7 protein-coding genes, 5 rRNA genes and 1 riboswitch are annotated in these 17,291 nt (G+C 43.8%); of the genes, 1 reads left to right on the top strand and 11 read right to left on the bottom strand.

Going from position 1 to position 17,291, the window contains the following annotated elements:
- Positions 1-69: 69 nt before the first annotated feature.
- Positions 70-171: riboswitch (purine riboswitch) on the bottom strand.
- A 74-nt stretch (positions 172-245) separates the two neighbouring features.
- From ACDZ29_RS12715 to ACDZ29_RS12700, 4 genes are all read right to left on the bottom strand, one after another.
- Positions 246-488 (bottom strand): NETI motif-containing protein, encoded by a 243-nt coding sequence (locus tag ACDZ29_RS12715; RefSeq protein WP_370013689.1) that lies wholly within the window; start codon positions 486-488, stop codon positions 246-248.
- 512 nt (positions 489-1,000) lie between these two features.
- Positions 1,001-1,116, bottom strand: a 5S ribosomal RNA gene (gene rrf, locus ACDZ29_RS12710).
- Positions 1,117-1,180: 64 nt separating this feature from the next.
- Positions 1,181-4,113: ribosomal RNA gene (locus ACDZ29_RS12705) — 23S ribosomal RNA — on the bottom strand.
- A 175-nt stretch (positions 4,114-4,288) separates the two neighbouring features.
- Positions 4,289-5,839 (bottom strand): 16S ribosomal RNA (locus ACDZ29_RS12700).
- The 16S, 23S and 5S rRNA genes sit together here, the layout of an rRNA operon.
- A gap of 848 nt (positions 5,840-6,687) precedes the next feature.
- Between ACDZ29_RS12700 and ACDZ29_RS12695 the strand changes: the two genes are divergently transcribed.
- Positions 6,688-7,245: a shikimate kinase gene (locus ACDZ29_RS12695; RefSeq protein WP_289318828.1), complete on the top strand. Its 558-nt coding sequence runs from the start codon at positions 6,688-6,690 to the stop codon at positions 7,243-7,245.
- 121 nt (positions 7,246-7,366) lie between these two features.
- Here ACDZ29_RS12695 and ACDZ29_RS12690 read toward each other — a convergent pair whose 3' ends face one another.
- The 7 genes from ACDZ29_RS12690 to ACDZ29_RS12660 form a co-directional block, all read right to left on the bottom strand.
- Positions 7,367-8,380, bottom strand: a complete 1,014-nt coding sequence (locus ACDZ29_RS12690; RefSeq protein WP_289318827.1) for a LacI family DNA-binding transcriptional regulator — start codon at positions 8,378-8,380, stop codon at positions 7,367-7,369.
- Positions 8,381-8,614: 234 nt separating this feature from the next.
- A complete protein-coding gene (locus ACDZ29_RS12685) occupies positions 8,615-9,823 on the bottom strand; it encodes an MFS transporter (protein ID WP_289323474.1) in 1,209 nt (402 codons plus the stop codon).
- Between the two features lie 313 nt (positions 9,824-10,136).
- Positions 10,137-11,021, bottom strand: a complete 885-nt coding sequence (aroE, locus tag ACDZ29_RS12680; RefSeq protein ID WP_375090955.1) for a shikimate dehydrogenase — start codon at positions 11,019-11,021, stop codon at positions 10,137-10,139.
- A gap of 66 nt (positions 11,022-11,087) precedes the next feature.
- The gene (aroD, locus tag ACDZ29_RS12675) at positions 11,088-11,849 is read right to left on the bottom strand and encodes a type I 3-dehydroquinate dehydratase (protein WP_370013687.1); all 762 of its coding nucleotides are present in this window, start codon (positions 11,847-11,849) and stop codon (positions 11,088-11,090) included.
- A gap of 56 nt (positions 11,850-11,905) precedes the next feature.
- Positions 11,906-13,111, bottom strand: coding sequence for an MFS transporter (locus ACDZ29_RS12670; protein WP_370013686.1), 1,206 nt, complete (start codon positions 13,109-13,111; stop codon positions 11,906-11,908).
- 904 nt (positions 13,112-14,015) lie between these two features.
- Positions 14,016-14,131 (bottom strand): 5S ribosomal RNA (gene rrf / locus ACDZ29_RS12665).
- A gap of 64 nt (positions 14,132-14,195) precedes the next feature.
- Positions 14,196-17,128 (bottom strand): 23S ribosomal RNA (locus ACDZ29_RS12660).
- Positions 17,129-17,291: the final 163 nt, after the last annotated feature.

Raw genomic sequence — 17,291 nt, 5'->3', positions numbered from 1 at the left:
CGAGAAAGCAACCTGTCCGGAAAAGAAAGCCCTTTTGAAAAATACAAAAAGACTTGGCTAGTTTCCGAATTAGTCAGATGCTTTTCTCATAGTCCGATGATTTACGGTCATCAGGTAGAAACTTTTGGGCCATATCCCCATGATTATATGAGATGTATTAATGTAACTTCATCTTACCTTCCGGCCATTTTAATGTCAAGTTAAAATCGAATATTTTTACATGATATGAATAAATCGTTCGTGTTTTACTCAATTAATTTTGCTTCGAATACAATTTTTCGATCAACTGGCACATATTGGACTTTGCCATTCTCGATTCTCTCGGCGAAGATGGGTTCTTCTGTTCGCCTTACAGGAAAGTACCCTGCTGCTTTAATTCGATCTAAACATGCATCGATTGTCTCGCCCTCGATAACTTCAAACTTTTCCTTACTCTTTTTACTCACAATACCGATCCCTTCCATAATTTCATTTCGCTTTGTATCCAACTTACATTATTACCATTAATAAATTCTTCCTAGTATAATGAAAAGAACCAATAAAGACAAGAAATTCATTTTTCAAAAATCCATTCCAGTATAAAAATCCTTTCTATCGTAAAGGCACCTACCCTCATGAATTTACATACCTTCAATATCCTATCCTTTCTCCCTTTCGAATTACTATAGCCTGAATCAAGAAATTAACCTCTGCTCCTTGATCGGTACATAATCGTATCTTGCTCTCATGAATTATTTCAATTCACATGGGCCGTATTAATAAACGGCTGTTTGAATTTGAGGGAATTGACGATAGGACGGATTAATTGGGTTTTGGTCGAATTGGATAGGCTGCGGCTCGAATTATTTCCTTCTAGGTCAAATTAGATAGGAAACAGGTCGAATTGAAGGCGTATTCTTCTCCAATTCGACCTGAAATATGGGGATTTCTAAAAAAACGATTTCCATTCAAATCATTGAGACGCAAAAAAAGACCAGCCGGATGGCTGGTCTTTGAAATGGCTTGGCGGCGTCCTACTCTCACAGGGGGAAACCCCCAACTACCATCGGCGCTGAAGAGCTTAACTGCCGTGTTCGGAATGGGAACGGGTGTGACCTCTTCGCTATCGTCACCAAACATATCAGGAACGTTGTTCCTTCAAAACTAGATAATAAGAAGGTATTTCATTTTTTAAAAAGCGTTGGTTAAGTCCTCGATCTATTAGTATCAGTCAGCTCCACATGTCGCCACGCTTCCACCTCTGACCTATCAACCTGATCATCTTTCAGGGATCTTACTAGCTTGCGCCATGGGAAATCTCATCTTGAGGGGGGCTTCATGCTTAGATGCTTTCAGCACTTATCCCGTCCGCACGTAGCTACCCAGCTATGCCTTTGGCAAGACAACTGGTACACCAGCGGTGCGTCCATCCCGGTCCTCTCGTACTAAGGACAGCTCCTCTCAAATTTCCTGCGCCCGCGACGGATAGGGACCGAACTGTCTCACGACGTTCTGAACCCAGCTCGCGTACCGCTTTAATGGGCGAACAGCCCAACCCTTGGGACCGACTACAGCCCCAGGATGCGATGAGCCGACATCGAGGTGCCAAACCTCCCCGTCGATGTGGACTCTTGGGGGAGATAAGCCTGTTATCCCCGGGGTAGCTTTTATCCGTTGAGCGATGGCCCTTCCATGCGGAACCACCGGATCACTAAGCCCGACTTTCGTCCCTGCTCGACTTGTAGGTCTCGCAGTCAAGCTCCCTTGTGCCTTTACACTCTACGAATGATTTCCAACCATTCTGAGGGAACCTTTGGGCGCCTCCGTTACTCTTTAGGAGGCGACCGCCCCAGTCAAACTGCCCACCTGACACTGTCTCCCACCCCGATAAGGGGCGCGGGTTAGAATTTCAATACAGCCAGGGTAGTATCCCACCAACGCCTCCACCGAAGCTAGCGCTCCGGCTTCTCAGGCTCCTACCTATCCTGTACAAGCTGTACCAAAATTCAATATCAGGCTGCAGTAAAGCTCCACGGGGTCTTTCCGTCCTGTCGCGGGTAACCTGCATCTTCACAGGTACTATAATTTCACCGAGTCTCTCGTTGAGACAGTGCCCAGATCGTTACACCTTTCGTGCGGGTCGGAACTTACCCGACAAGGAATTTCGCTACCTTAGGACCGTTATAGTTACGGCCGCCGTTTACTGGGGCTTCGGTTCAAAGCTTCGCTTGCGCTAACCTCTCCCCTTAACCTTCCAGCACCGGGCAGGTGTCAGCCCCTATACTTCGCCTTGCGGCTTCGCAGAGACCTGTGTTTTTGCTAAACAGTCGCCTGGGCCTATTCACTGCGGCTTTTCCGGGCTATTCACCCTAAAAAGCACCCCTTCTCCCGAAGTTACGGGGTCATTTTGCCGAGTTCCTTAACGAGAGTTCTCTCGCACACCTTAGGATTCTCTCCTCGCCTACCTGTGTCGGTTTGCGGTACGGGCACCTTACATCTCACTAGAGGCTTTTCTTGGCAGCGTGGAATCAGGAACTTCGGTACTATATTTCCCTCGCCATCACAGCTCCGCCTTAATGGAAACGGGATTTGCCTCGTTTCCGGCCTAACTGCTTGGACGCGCATATCCAACAGCGCGCTTACCCTATCCTTCTGCGTCCCCCCATCGTTCAAACGATGTATAGGTGGTACAGGAATATCAACCTGTTGTCCATCGCCTACGCCTTTCGGCCTCGGCTTAGGTCCCGACTAACCCTGAGCGGACGAGCCTTCCTCAGGAAACCTTAGGCATTCGGTGGAAGGGATTCTCACCCTTCTTTCGCTACTCATACCGGCATTCTCACTTCTAAGCGCTCCACCAGTCCTTCCGGTCTGACTTCAACGCCCTTAGAACGCTCTCCTACCATCGACACCTAATGGTGTCAATCCACAGCTTCGGTGATACGTTTAGCCCCGGTACATTTTCGGCGCGGAGTCACTCGACCAGTGAGCTATTACGCACTCTTTAAATGGTGGCTGCTTCTGAGCCAACATCCTGGTTGTCTAAGCAACTCCACATCCTTTTCCACTTAACGTATACTTTGGGACCTTAGCTGGTGGTCTGGGCTGTTTCCCTTTCGACTACGGATCTTATCACTCGCAGTCTGACTCCCAAGAATAAGTATTTGGCATTCGGAGTTTGACTGAATTCGGTAACCCGTTGGGGGCCCCTAGTCCAATCAGTGCTCTACCTCCAATACTCTCATCTTGAGGCTAGCCCTAAAGCTATTTCGGAGAGAACCAGCTATCTCCAGGTTCGATTGGAATTTCTCCGCTACCCACACCTCATCCCCGCACTTTTCAACGTGCGTGGGTTCGGGCCTCCATTCAGTGTTACCTGAACTTCACCCTGGACATGGGTAGATCACCTGGTTTCGGGTCTACGACCTCATACTCATTCGCCCTATTCAGACTCGCTTTCGCTGCGGCTCCGTCTTATCAACTTAACCTCGCATGAAATCGTAACTCGCCGGTTCATTCTACAAAAGGCACGCCATTACCCATTAACGGGCTTTGACTACTTGTAGGCACACGGTTTCAGGATCTATTTCACTCCCCTTCCGGGGTGCTTTTCACCTTTCCCTCACGGTACTGGTTCACTATCGGTCACTAGGGAGTATTTAGCCTTGGGAGATGGTCCTCCCTGCTTCCGACGGGATTTCTCGTGTCCCGCCGTACTCAGGATCCACTCAGGAGGGAACGAAGTTTCAACTACAGGGTTTTTACCTTCTTTGACGGACCTTTCCAGGTCACTTCATTTACCCCGTTCCTTTGTAACTCCATGTTGAGTGTCCTACAACCCCAAGAGGCAAGCCTCTTGGTTTGGGCTAATTCCGTTTCGCTCGCCGCTACTCAGGAAATCGCATTTGCTTTCTCTTCCTCCGGGTACTTAGATGTTTCAGTTCCCCGGGTCTGCCTTCAGTACCCTATGTATTCAGGTAAAGATACTGTTCCATTACGAACAGTGGGTTTCCCCATTCGGAAATCTCCGGATCAAAGCTTACTTACAGCTCCCCGAAGCATATCGGTGTTAGTCCCGTCCTTCATCGGCTCCTAGTGCCAAGGCATCCACCGTGCGCCCTTTCTAACTTAACCGTTAAAAAGATCTTACAGATGCTTTGAAAAAAATTAATTGCCTTCTATCTATTATCTAGTTTTCAAGGAACAAAGCAGAAAGAATCCATCACATCGTGATGCTTTTCTTTCCTATCTGAATGAATTACTCATTCAAAACTGAACAAAACAAAAGCGCTCTCGTAATTATCCTTAGAAAGGAGGTGATCCAGCCGCACCTTCCGATACGGCTACCTTGTTACGACTTCACCCCAATCATCTGTCCCACCTTAGGCGGCTGGCTCCATAAAGGTTACCTCACCGACTTCGGGTGTTACAAACTCTCGTGGTGTGACGGGCGGTGTGTACAAGGCCCGGGAACGTATTCACCGCGGCATGCTGATCCGCGATTACTAGCGATTCCGGCTTCATGTAGGCGAGTTGCAGCCTACAATCCGAACTGAGAATGGCTTTATGGGATTCGCTTACCTTCGCAGGTTTGCAGCCCTTTGTACCATCCATTGTAGCACGTGTGTAGCCCAGGTCATAAGGGGCATGATGATTTGACGTCATCCCCACCTTCCTCCGGTTTGTCACCGGCAGTCACCTTAGAGTGCCCAACTGAATGCTGGCAACTAAGATCAAGGGTTGCGCTCGTTGCGGGACTTAACCCAACATCTCACGACACGAGCTGACGACAACCATGCACCACCTGTCACTCTGTCCCCCGAAGGGGAAAGCCCTATCTCTAGGGTTGTCAGAGGATGTCAAGACCTGGTAAGGTTCTTCGCGTTGCTTCGAATTAAACCACATGCTCCACCGCTTGTGCGGGCCCCCGTCAATTCCTTTGAGTTTCAGCCTTGCGGCCGTACTCCCCAGGCGGAGTGCTTAATGCGTTAGCTGCAGCACTAAAGGGCGGAAACCCTCTAACACTTAGCACTCATCGTTTACGGCGTGGACTACCAGGGTATCTAATCCTGTTTGCTCCCCACGCTTTCGCGCCTCAGTGTCAGTTACAGACCAGAAAGTCGCCTTCGCCACTGGTGTTCCTCCAAATCTCTACGCATTTCACCGCTACACTTGGAATTCCACTTTCCTCTTCTGCACTCAAGTCCCCCAGTTTCCAATGACCCTCCACGGTTGAGCCGTGGGCTTTCACATCAGACTTAAAGAACCACCTGCGCGCGCTTTACGCCCAATAATTCCGGACAACGCTTGCCACCTACGTATTACCGCGGCTGCTGGCACGTAGTTAGCCGTGGCTTTCTGGTTAGGTACCGTCAAGGTACCAGCAGTTACTCTGGTACTTGTTCTTCCCTAACAACAGAACTTTACGACCCGAAGGCCTTCTTCGTTCACGCGGCGTTGCTCCGTCAGACTTTCGTCCATTGCGGAAGATTCCCTACTGCTGCCTCCCGTAGGAGTCTGGGCCGTGTCTCAGTCCCAGTGTGGCCGATCACCCTCTCAGGTCGGCTACGCATCGTCGCCTTGGTGAGCCATTACCTCACCAACTAGCTAATGCGCCGCGGGCCCATCTATAAGTGACAGCCGAAACCGTCTTTCCATCTTCTCTCATGCGAGAAAAGAACGTATCCGGTATTAGCTCCGGTTTCCCGAAGTTATCCCAGTCTTATAGGCAGGTTGCCCACGTGTTACTCACCCGTCCGCCGCTAATCTCAGGGAGCAAGCTCCCATCGATTCGCTCGACTTGCATGTATTAGGCACGCCGCCAGCGTTCGTCCTGAGCCAGGATCAAACTCTCCGAAGAAATGTTTGACTTGCTCATTTTGCTTTTTTGATAGTGTGTGCTCACTTAAAATTTAACGTTGGCGCTTTGTTTTGTTCAGTTTTCAAAGAGCAATTTCACAATCGTTCTTTCGAACGGCTTGTTTATTCATCATAACATCTTATTGATTAGTTGTCAACTTCTGCGAAGTTTTAAACTTATTTTAAATCGCTGTGTTTTTCAGCGACCATTTCATCTTATCATTTTCATAGTAAGAAGTCAATAGTTATTATTTTTGTTTTGGTAATCTACCAAAAGCGGATGAAGTTTTTCGTTTGTCTTAGTTGGTGCTTATTTATATTAATCCTTTCGCACCATAAAGTCAACACATTTTATACAATTCTTTATCAAGTGATTTATCCATTTATTATATAGGAGATAGGAGCATTATATGTCCTTATTACAACATGAATATAATCCACCAAAACCTTCTTGATCCTTGTTCATTAAACCTAAGGTCCCCTTCGATCAACATCCATTTTATTAAATCGAAGACCTTTTTGAAACACACTCCCCTTCCGATTAGTAACGCTTTTGGCCAAATCCATAAAAACTATATTATCCAGATCAATTACTATCTTCATTTTCAATAGACCATTCACCCCAATAAATGAAAGGTGTAAATCGAATATAAAAAAAAATTATTGTTCCTTTAAGAATGGGATAAGTGATTTTAGAATTAAACCGCTTATATTTCCCATTTCCATTGTCCAAATATTAAAAAATATCTTTTTTACAATTTTACTTTCTTGTACTATAATAAATTTATTTTAAAAATTTCAGGAAAGACTTTTAATCATTATAAAAATAGTTGGGAGAGGGATTTATAGATGATTAATAAAAACACATCTTTGAGGATGCAAAGTATCGTTTTTATTGGCTTTATGGGAGTTGGAAAGACGACGATCGGACAGAAAGTAGCCAGAAAGTTATATAGGGACTTTATTGATATAGACCAAGAAATTGAAAAGGAATTCAATATGCCCACTACAGAAATATTCAAGAAGTTTGGGGAAAAAGCATTTCGCGAAAAAGAAAAAAATGTGATTGAAAGCCTTAGTCAACAACAATTGAAAATCATTTCAGTTGGAGGCGGGGCATTCTTACAAGAGGATATACGCAATATCTGTTTATCTAATTGCATTGTCTTCTACCTTGATTTATCTTGGGAATATTGGAAAGAAAGAATTGGCTTACTTATTGATAGTAGACCTGTTTTACAAAGTCGGACCCTAGAGGAAATCGAAGAGCTCTTTTACACCAGACAGGAGATATACTCCTATCATCATTCAAAAGTGAATACCAACGATCTTGATGTTGATGAAGTGGCAGACTTTATAGTCGATTCATTGAAAGTGGCCTGGGATATTTATGAACCGCTTAAGTAAGCCCCATTCCTTTTATATTTAACCAATGTCCCCGATAAAAGAATAATAGAAAAGATGAAAAGGATACAGAGGTAAGGACACCCAGCCTCCTGTAAACTAATCACCTTTTTATTTTTCTTTATTAGGAAGACTCTCTAATTATCAGTTCTGGGTTTAATATGATTCGCTGTTGTTCACGTTCGATTTTCTCCATTTGCTGGTACAAGAGATTCGCTGCCTCTTTTCCGATACGTCTAGGAAATGAAGAAATGGTCGTTAACGGAGGATGATAGATTTCTGCAACTGGAACGTTATCGAACCCTACGATATCTATATCTTTTCCAGGAGTAAATCCTTTCATCCTTAATCCTTGCATAACACCGAAGGCAATTAAGTCGCTAAAGCAAAAAATTGCAGTTGGCGGATTGGGATTCTCAAGTACTTTCAATACAGCCTCTAGCCCGCCCTCCCGTGTCGGGGCACTATCTATCATTAACGATTCATCCACTTCCAAGCCCGCTCTTGAAAGGGCTTCCCGATACCCCTCCATTCTCTCGATCCAAGTAGAAGATTCCCTGATTCCACCAAGGAGCGCAATTCTTTTATGTCCCTTTTCAATAAGATGGTCAACAGCAATTCGGGCTCCTTCTGGATAATCGATGCCTACATAGTCACTATTCACTTCCGGTAGTTCTCTAACAGCAAGGACCATTGGCGTGTCAATTTCATTTAATCGCTCAATGGTTTCTTGTGTACTTTCAGAGACAGGACAAAGAATCAAGCCTCCAACCCTATGTTCCAACATGGTTGAAAGAAGATGGTCTTGCTTGGTAACCGAGTCGAATGTAGTCCCCAGCAACACCGTATAACCGACCTCATCCAATGCGTCGTGAACGCCTATCAGGAATTCAGAAAAAAAGGTATTTGATATATCAGTAATAATGATTCCTACAGTATCAGAACTCTGCGATCTTAGGTTTGCTGCAATTCTATCGTAAACATAACCCAATTCATGCATGGATTTTAATACCTTTTTTCGCGTCGCTTCCGAAATTCGCGGGTTATTACGAACTATAAGGGAAGCAGTGGAAGTAGATACCCCAGCATGTTTCGCTACCTCTTGCAGCGTGACTCGACCTTTTTTGGATTGTTTCATAGTTCAATCACCATCTTGAATGTATTTTTGATGTATTTTTTATTATCATGTTCTTACTATAATAATAATAATAATAATATAGTTACTGTCATTATTATACCCTTGCTTTTGGGACAAGGGTATTTCATCGGTCAATAATCTCTCCAATACGTCTATATACCTTATTCATTTGACCAAAAAAAAACGCCACCCTATTTCTAGTAGATGGAGTTTTAACTAATCCGTCACCATTCATTATCCATGGTTAAATATAGTCTGGTGCTGTGTCAATTTTTTATACCGATAATTAACAAATGCTGCAGCTAGGATACCTAATGTTGCAATAAAACAATCGAATAGAAATATGTGAGATATATCCCCACTCTTGGCGATCAGACCCGTTGCAATTGGTAAAATGACGCTCGCCAAACTTGAGGCCGTCGCAACGATCCCTGTTACAGTTCCTTTTTTCCTCCAGAAAAGTTCAGTCATTATTGCAATGGTTAATTGAAATATCCCAGCTGTCGAGGCTCCAAGGAAAAAGGAGGTAATACTTAAGACCATAGGTGAATGAACCGTTAATATGATGATTACTGTCAGTAAAGTAATCATTGGATAAAGCAATATCACCGTCACGGGCTTAATCCATTTGTTTAATAAGACGGATAGTAGCAGGACGGAAATGAGTGATCCAACACCATAATAGCTCAGTAATTTAATCGAACCTGATGTGGACATCCCTGCAACTTCATGTCCGAAACTCGGTAACCAGATTTGTGAAACTGTAAATAACGCAGTTGATGTAAATCCAATTATGATTAGCGCCAGTCCTTCGCTCCAAAATTTAGGTTCAGTTATGAACCTGTTCAATTGCAAATCATCCTCATTACTGACAGGACCGGACTTGCTTTTTGGAAATGAAACCGACATCACAAAAAACATATTAACGAAATAGATGACGGCCGGTAATATAAATGCAAATCCGTAAAATAATTGGTTCTTGGAAAGAAACAAGATGATGAATGGTAAGATGGTTGCACCTAGGGAACCAAAAGCCTTAACCATAACACTGGCGGAACCTGCAGAATTAGGAAACATTTCAGTTAGAGCTGGATATGTACCAGCATCCATGGCTGAGTTGGAAATACCCGCAAGTAAAGCAAATACAAAGGCCATTTCATATGTGGGGGAAAATGGAATCCCAATTAGAAAAACTCCCATTACAATTGAGGAGACAATAATTAAAGGCTTTCTTCCAAATTTATCTGATAATACTCCCGTGAGACCATACGTGAGTAATCTCCCTATTCCTATTGCGGCAATGAGATAACTGATGCCAGTAGAATCCGTATCCCATTGCTCTGTTAAGGAGGACATGTTTGAGGCGAGGATTATATTGACCATACCCAGCAGAAAATAGTTAATATACATGCTGGATGCCGCTTTAAAATACTGATTTTTCATTATTACACCCCTATAATAAGTCACGATGTGATGTTTCTCCCTTGACCTTATAATTCAAAAATACAGTAATAAAATATTTTTCTATAAATACATTTTGAATTAAGTCTCCCCTTTATGTTATCCATTTAAATGAAAACCACTTTTCAAAAAAAAACGCTAAGAAAAACAAGGGACTTCACTCCCTGCATTTCTTAGCTCCGAGGTTTTCTGCACTCATTTGTAAGTACTTTTATCCTTTAACAATGATGCACTTCAAGTATGAAAAAACCTCTATTACGATAAAATGGAGAATAATCTCGAGAGTGGAATCATATTATTCTGCAAACATTTGCTCTTTGATGTAATCTACAGGCATCTGTTGACCTGTCCATAATTCAAAGGCCAATGCACCTTGCCATAGCATCATCCCAAGACCATTAATTGCTGTAGCACCCGCAGCCTCAGCTTGTTCCATTAGTTTCGATTTGCGGGGAATGTAAACAACGTCTGTTACGATTAAATCAGGACGTAGCATGGATACATCTTGAATGACACTTAAGCCTTCAAGTGGTTTCATGCCAACGCCAGTTCCATTTGCCAAAATATCACTAGTTGCGATTTCAGCCCTTAATTGCTCAACATTTTCAAGAGGGTATACATTTGCTTTCACGTTTAAGTGCTTCATATCTTCATTGATGATTCGTACATTTTCTTCTGCTTGCGGGTAGAAAGCATCATCACGAGCAAAAATGCTAATTTCCGCCACACCTTCTAGAGCAGATTGAATAGCGATAGGAGTAGCAGCCCCACCAGAACCGATAAGAGTCATTTTCTTACCTTTAATATTTATACCATGTTCTTTTAGGTTCCGAGTATAACCCATTCCATCGGTACTGTGACCCACGAATTTCCCATCGACATTGACAACTGTATTAACGGCCCCAGAAAATTTAGCACTGTCTGCCAACTCGTCAAGATAAGGAAGTATTTTCATTTTATTAGGCATGGATACGTTAAATCCTTTTACATTTAATGCACGCATCCCTTTGACTGCATCTTCCAATTGTTCATTTCCGACTTCAAATGCTAAATAGGCGCAATTCAATCCTAATTTATCAAAAGCTAAATTATGCATGGCTGGTGACAAAGAATGTCCAATAGGTGTTGCAAGCAACCCTACCAATTCTGTTTTTCCATTGATACGTCCTAGATTTTCCATGTTCTATTCCCCCTGGTGGTTAATTTGAAAAATTTATATAAATTCCTTCTTGGAAGAAATTTTGAATTAAATATTTTGATCAATGATCTCCAATACACTTCTTAATTGATTAACAGGAATTTGTCCTGGGGCAGATGCTTCTTTTCCGGCACCGAATGTACAAGCAGATCCAAACACCGCGCCTGATAATCTACTTACCAGACCTGTACCCGACATTGACATCGTAATGAACGGACGATCGGCATACTTTGTTTTCATCGTATGGGTTGCATCTAATAAAATGAGTAAATCACCAACACTTTGGGGCATTACAGCGATTTTTGGAATATGAGCTCCAAATTCCTGCATTTTACGCAAACGGTATATGATTTCTTCTTTTTCTGGTGTCTTATCGAAATCATGGTTACACATCACTACGTATACGCCATTTTCCTCAGCTATTTTTACAGTCTCCTTCACTGACGACTCTTCAAAAAATAACTCAACATCGACAAGATCAATATTCTTCGTTCTAATTGCTGTATGAAGCAGTTGAAAATAATGTTCATCGGTGATTTCCTTGTTCCCGCCTTCTTTATGGCTTCTAAAAGTGAAAAGCAGCAATGTACTAGGTACAGCACGTCTAAGTTTTGAAATCATTTCCGAAACGGCTTCTAAGCTCTCAACTTGTTCAAAGACATCCACTCGCCATTCAATGATATCCGGCTCTAAAGCATTTACCGTTTCAACTTCTTTCAGTAGTTCTTTTTCAGTGGTCCCCATAAGCGGAACTATGATCTTTGGAACCCCTTCTCCGATCGTTACGTCTTTGATCGTGATTGTTTGCATGGATGTTTCCCCCTTTTATCATTATCATCAGTGGTGATTGATGTTCGCTTTACCACTTAATTGGATGAAATCTTAATTACCTTTTTATATCGATAGGCAACGAATACGGCCAATAAAATACTGACTACCGCAATTGCCACATCAAACAAGAAGACTGCAGTTAAACCGGCACTCTTAGAAATGATACCTGTAACGAAAGGTATGATGATAAAAGCTGAACTAGCTGCAATGTTTACATAAGAAGTAATCGTCCCTTTATTGGCTGGGAAGAATTCGGTAATTATTGTCATGGCTAATTGGAACACTCCTGCAGTTGAAAGTCCAATGAAGAAAGCGCTCAAAACAGTCATAAATGGTTGCTGGATATATATGAGTGACAATAAAGATAGTGCTGCAATGATTGGATAGATGATCATGACGGTAATAGGCTTAATTACTTTATTCAATAGTACCGCCAGTAAAATGACAGAAACAAGGGAGCCAACGCTATAGTAACTAAGCAATTGAACAGCCTTAGCCTGGGTTAGCCCCAATACCTCTTGTCCAAAGTTCGGGAGCCAGACTTGAACCAGCATGAATAAAGCAGTTGATGTGAAGCCTAAAAGTATGACGGCCAATCCTTCCTGAGCAAACTTCGGTTTTGATAGGAATTGGTGTTGAACCGTTGCAGCTTGTTTTTCATCTTGGACATGACTAGGAGCTTTATGATTCGGGAATGAAACCTTGAGCAAGAAGAATCCGTTAACAAGGTAAACAGCAGCCATTAAGAAGAATGTATACCCGTAAAACATATCTCTAGCTATAAAGAACGCCATGATAAATGGGAGAAGTGCGGCACCGACTGAAACGAACGCTTTTATTAATACGGTAGCGGAACCTGCTTTCTTTTGAAAAGCCTCAATAAGCGCAGGATACGTACCAGCGTCCAAAAATGAGTTTGCAATACCAGCACAAACAGCAAATATAAATGCCAATGTATAGTTAGGAGCCAAAGGTATACCTATGAGGAAGATCAGGTAGATAAAAGATGCTGAAACGACAAATGGCTTCCTTCCTAATTTATCTGACAGTCTACCGGCGAAAAACAAAGAAACTAACTTACCGATTCCTATAGCAGAGACCAAGTAGCTTATCCCCGATGCACTTGTGTTTAATTGTTCGGATAAATTTTCCATATTAGATCCAATGATAATATTGATCATGCCTAAAATAAAATAACTAATATATAAACCTGTTGCCATTTTTATAAATGGATTTTTCATGAAACACACCCCTATAGTTATTAATGATCGAAATTCAATTTGATTCTTTAGCCTTTCAGAAGTTTCCCCCTTGCCCCATATCATAAATTCAAGAAACAAATTACGTTCAAATAAAAAACAATAAACCTCTAAGTAACCGACTTCAGTTAGTACATCGTTCTACTAGATTTCAGCTAGTATATCGTTCTACTAATTTTTCTTAATGTTAGTATATCGTTCTACTAACACTATTCTTATCAATAAGTTTATAAATCCAATAGTATTGAATTTTAGCGCTTATGCTGAAGTAATTTAGTTAACTTTTTTAGTATATCGTTCTACTCGAATTATTATACTGCGCTAATTTCATTGTGTCAAACTCATGAAGCAGTCCTGAAACACTGTTCCTTATTAACCATCTCTGAATTTTGAAGTGCTCACCAAATATCATCCTTATCTTAATAGTTCAGCCATAGCTTGTTTTTGGTACTGTTCATACATGATGATGAATGTTTTTATTTAATATGGCACAAGGCATACTATCTCTTAAAATTAGTTTCTTCTATTTCGATATTCCTTACTTTTTTAGTTACCAGTTTCTGAATAAATTTCTTTTTAGCTAAAATAAATGAAGTGCTTCTGATTTAAATCCAATGTTGCAACTTTTTGTAATTGAAGTTATAAAGTTGAATTTTTCACTCGAGTTAATTATCTGTCTTCTAAATTATTATAAATTACTTTGTTCAATCTCTGACTAAGTAATGCTGTAACACATTTGCCCTTATTTCAACTTCCTTGCTTCTTATTTCCTATAAGGATGATAAATGGAATTCATTTTTTTTCTCTTCATAAAGCCTAATGATCTTATCCGGTCTTCTATCCAGAACACAAAAAAAGACCAGCCGGATGGCTGATCTTTGAAATGGCTTGGCGGCGTCCTACTCTCACAGGGGGAAACCCCCAACTACCATCGGCGCTGAAGAGCTTAACTGCCGTGTTCGGAATGGGAACGGGTGTGACCTCTTCGCTATCGTCACCAAACAATAAAGGAACGTTGTTCCTTCAAAACTAGATAATAAGAAGGTATTTCATTTTTTAAAAAGCGTTGGTTAAGTCCTCGATCTATTAGTATCAGTCAGCTCCACATGTCGCCACGCTTCCACCTCTGACCTATCAACCTGATCATCTTTCAGGGATCTTACTAGCTTGCGCCATGGGAAATCTCATCTTGAGGGGGGCTTCATGCTTAGATGCTTTCAGCACTTATCCCGTCCGCACGTAGCTACCCAGCTATGCCTTTGGCAAGACAACTGGTACACCAGCGGTGCGTCCATCCCGGTCCTCTCGTACTAAGGACAGCTCCTCTCAAATTTCCTGCGCCCGCGACGGATAGGGACCGAACTGTCTCACGACGTTCTGAACCCAGCTCGCGTACCGCTTTAATGGGCGAACAGCCCAACCCTTGGGACCGACTACAGCCCCAGGATGCGATGAGCCGACATCGAGGTGCCAAACCTCCCCGTCGATGTGGACTCTTGGGGGAGATAAGCCTGTTATCCCCGGGGTAGCTTTTATCCGTTGAGCGATGGCCCTTCCATGCGGAACCACCGGATCACTAAGCCCGACTTTCGTCCCTGCTCGACTTGTAGGTCTCGCAGTCAAGCTCCCTTGTGCCTTTACACTCTACGAATGATTTCCAACCATTCTGAGGGAACCTTTGGGCGCCTCCGTTACTCTTTAGGAGGCGACCGCCCCAGTCAAACTGCCCACCTGACACTGTCTCCCACCCCGATAAGGGGCGCGGGTTAGAATTTCAATACAGCCAGGGTAGTATCCCACCAACGCCTCCACCGAAGCTAGCGCTCCGGCTTCTCAGGCTCCTACCTATCCTGTACAAGCTGTACCAAAATTCAATATCAGGCTGCAGTAAAGCTCCACGGGGTCTTTCCGTCCTGTCGCGGGTAACCTGCATCTTCACAGGTACTATAATTTCACCGAGTCTCTCGTTGAGACAGTGCCCAGATCGTTACACCTTTCGTGCGGGTCGGAACTTACCCGACAAGGAATTTCGCTACCTTAGGACCGTTATAGTTACGGCCGCCGTTTACTGGGGCTTCGGTTCAAAGCTTCGCTTGCGCTAACCTCTCCCCTTAACCTTCCAGCACCGGGCAGGTGTCAGCCCCTATACTTCGCCTTGCGGCTTCGCAGAGACCTGTGTTTTTGCTAAACAGTCGCCTGGGCCTATTCACTGCGGCTTTTCCGGGCTATTCACCCTAAAAAGCACCCCTTCTCCCGAAGTTACGGGGTCATTTTGCCGAGTTCCTTAACGAGAGTTCTCTCGCACACCTTAGGATTCTCTCCTCGCCTACCTGTGTCGGTTTGCGGTACGGGCACCTTACATCTCACTAGAGGCTTTTCTTGGCAGCGTGGAATCAGGAACTTCGGTACTATATTTCCCTCGCCATCACAGCTCCGCCTTAATGGAAACGGGATTTGCCTCGTTTCCGGCCTAACTGCTTGGACGCGCATATCCAACAGCGCGCTTACCCTATCCTTCTGCGTCCCCCCATCGTTCAAACGATGTATAGGTGGTACAGGAATATCAACCTGTTGTCCATCGCCTACGCCTTTCGGCCTCGGCTTAGGTCCCGACTAACCCTGAGCGGACGAGCCTTCCTCAGGAAACCTTAGGCATTCGGTGGAAGGGATTCTCACCCTTCTTTCGCTACTCATACCGGCATTCTCACTTCTAAGCGCTCCACCAGTCCTTCCGGTCTGACTTCAACGCCCTTAGAACGCTCTCCTACCATCGACACCTAATGGTGTCAATCCACAGCTTCGGTGATACGTTTAGCCCCGGTACATTTTCGGCGCGGAGTCACTCGACCAGTGAGCTATTACGCACTCTTTAAATGGTGGCTGCTTCTGAGCCAACATCCTGGTTGTCTAAGCAACTCCACATCCTTTTCCACTTAACGTATACTTTGGGACCTTAGCTGGTGGTCTGGGCTGTTTCCCTTTCGACTACGGATCTTATCACTCGCAGTCTGACTCCCAAGAATAAGTATTTGGCATTCGGAGTTTGACTGAATTCGGTAACCCGTTGGGGGCCCCTAGTCCAATCAGTGCTCTACCTCCAATACTCTCATCTTGAGGCTAGCCCTAAAGCTATTTCGGAGAGAACCAGCTATCTCCAGGTTCGATTGGAATTTCTCCGCTACCCACACCTCATCCCCGCACTTTTCAACGTGCGTGGGTTCGGGCCTCCATTCAGTGTTACCTGAACTTCACCCTGGACATGGGTAGATCACCTGGTTTCGGGTCTACGACCTCATACTCATTCGCCCTATTCAGACTCGCTTTCGCTGCGGCTCCGTCTTATCAACTTAACCTCGCATGAAATCGTAACTCGCCGGTTCATTCTACAAAAGGCACGCCATTACCCATTAACGGGCTTTGACTACTTGTAGGCACACGGTTTCAGGATCTATTTCACTCCCCTTCCGGGGTGCTTTTCACCTTTCCCTCACGGTACTGGTTCACTATCGGTCACTAGGGAGTATTTAGCCTTGGGAGATGGTCCTCCCTGCTTCCGACGGGATTTCTCGTGTCCCGCCGTACTCAGGATCCACTCAGGAGGGAACGAAGTTTCAACTACAGGGTTTTTACCTTCTTTGACGGACCTTTCCAGGTCACTTCATTTACCCCGTTCCTTTGTAACTCCATGTTGAGTGTCCTACAACCCCAAGAGGCAAGCCTCTTGGTTTGGGCTAATTCCGTTTCGCTCGCCGCTACTCAGGAAATCGCATTTGCTTTCTCTTCCTCCGGGTACTTAGATGTTTCAGTTCCCCGGGTCTGCCTTCAGTACCCTATGTATTCAGGTAAAGATACTGTTCCATTACGAACAGTGGGTTTCCCCATTCGGAAATCTCCGGATCAAAGCTTACTTACAGCTCCCCGAAGCATATCGGTGTTAGTCCCGTCCTTCATCGGCTCCTAGTGCCAAGGCATCCACCGTGCGCCCTTTCTAACTTAACCGTTAAAAAGATCTTACAGATGCTTTAAAAAAAATTAATTGCCTTCTATCTATTATCTAGTTTTCAAGGAACAAAGCAGAAAGAATCCATCACATCGTGATGCTTTTCTTCCCTATTTGAATGAATTACTCATTCAAAACTGAACAAAACAAAAGCGCTCTCGT

This window comes from Peribacillus sp. RS7 (assembly GCF_041956845.1).
GTDB lineage: Bacteria > Bacillota > Bacilli > Bacillales > DSM-1321 > Peribacillus.
Note: the sequence above shows the minus strand (reverse complement) of the source record. Positions and strands in the feature narration are given on the sequence as shown.

Excerpts from the sequence above, each read along its gene's own strand:
- ACDZ29_RS12690 (WP_289318827.1), bottom strand. The coding sequence starts at position 8,380 with ATGAAACAATCCAAAAAAGGTCGAGTCACGCTGCAAGAGGTAGCGAAA.
- ACDZ29_RS12670 (WP_370013686.1), bottom strand. The coding sequence starts at position 13,111 with ATGAAAAATCCATTTATAAAAATGGCAACAGGTTTATATATTAGTTAT.
- ACDZ29_RS12695 (WP_289318828.1), top strand. The coding sequence starts at position 6,688 with ATGATTAATAAAAACACATCTTTGAGGATGCAAAGTATCGTTTTTATT.
- aroE (WP_375090955.1), bottom strand. The coding sequence starts at position 11,021 with ATGGAAAATCTAGGACGTATCAATGGAAAAACAGAATTGGTAGGGTTG.
- aroD (WP_370013687.1), bottom strand. The coding sequence starts at position 11,849 with ATGCAAACAATCACGATCAAAGACGTAACGATCGGAGAAGGGGTTCCA.
- ACDZ29_RS12685 (WP_289323474.1), bottom strand. The coding sequence starts at position 9,823 with ATGAAAAATCAGTATTTTAAAGCGGCATCCAGCATGTATATTAACTAT.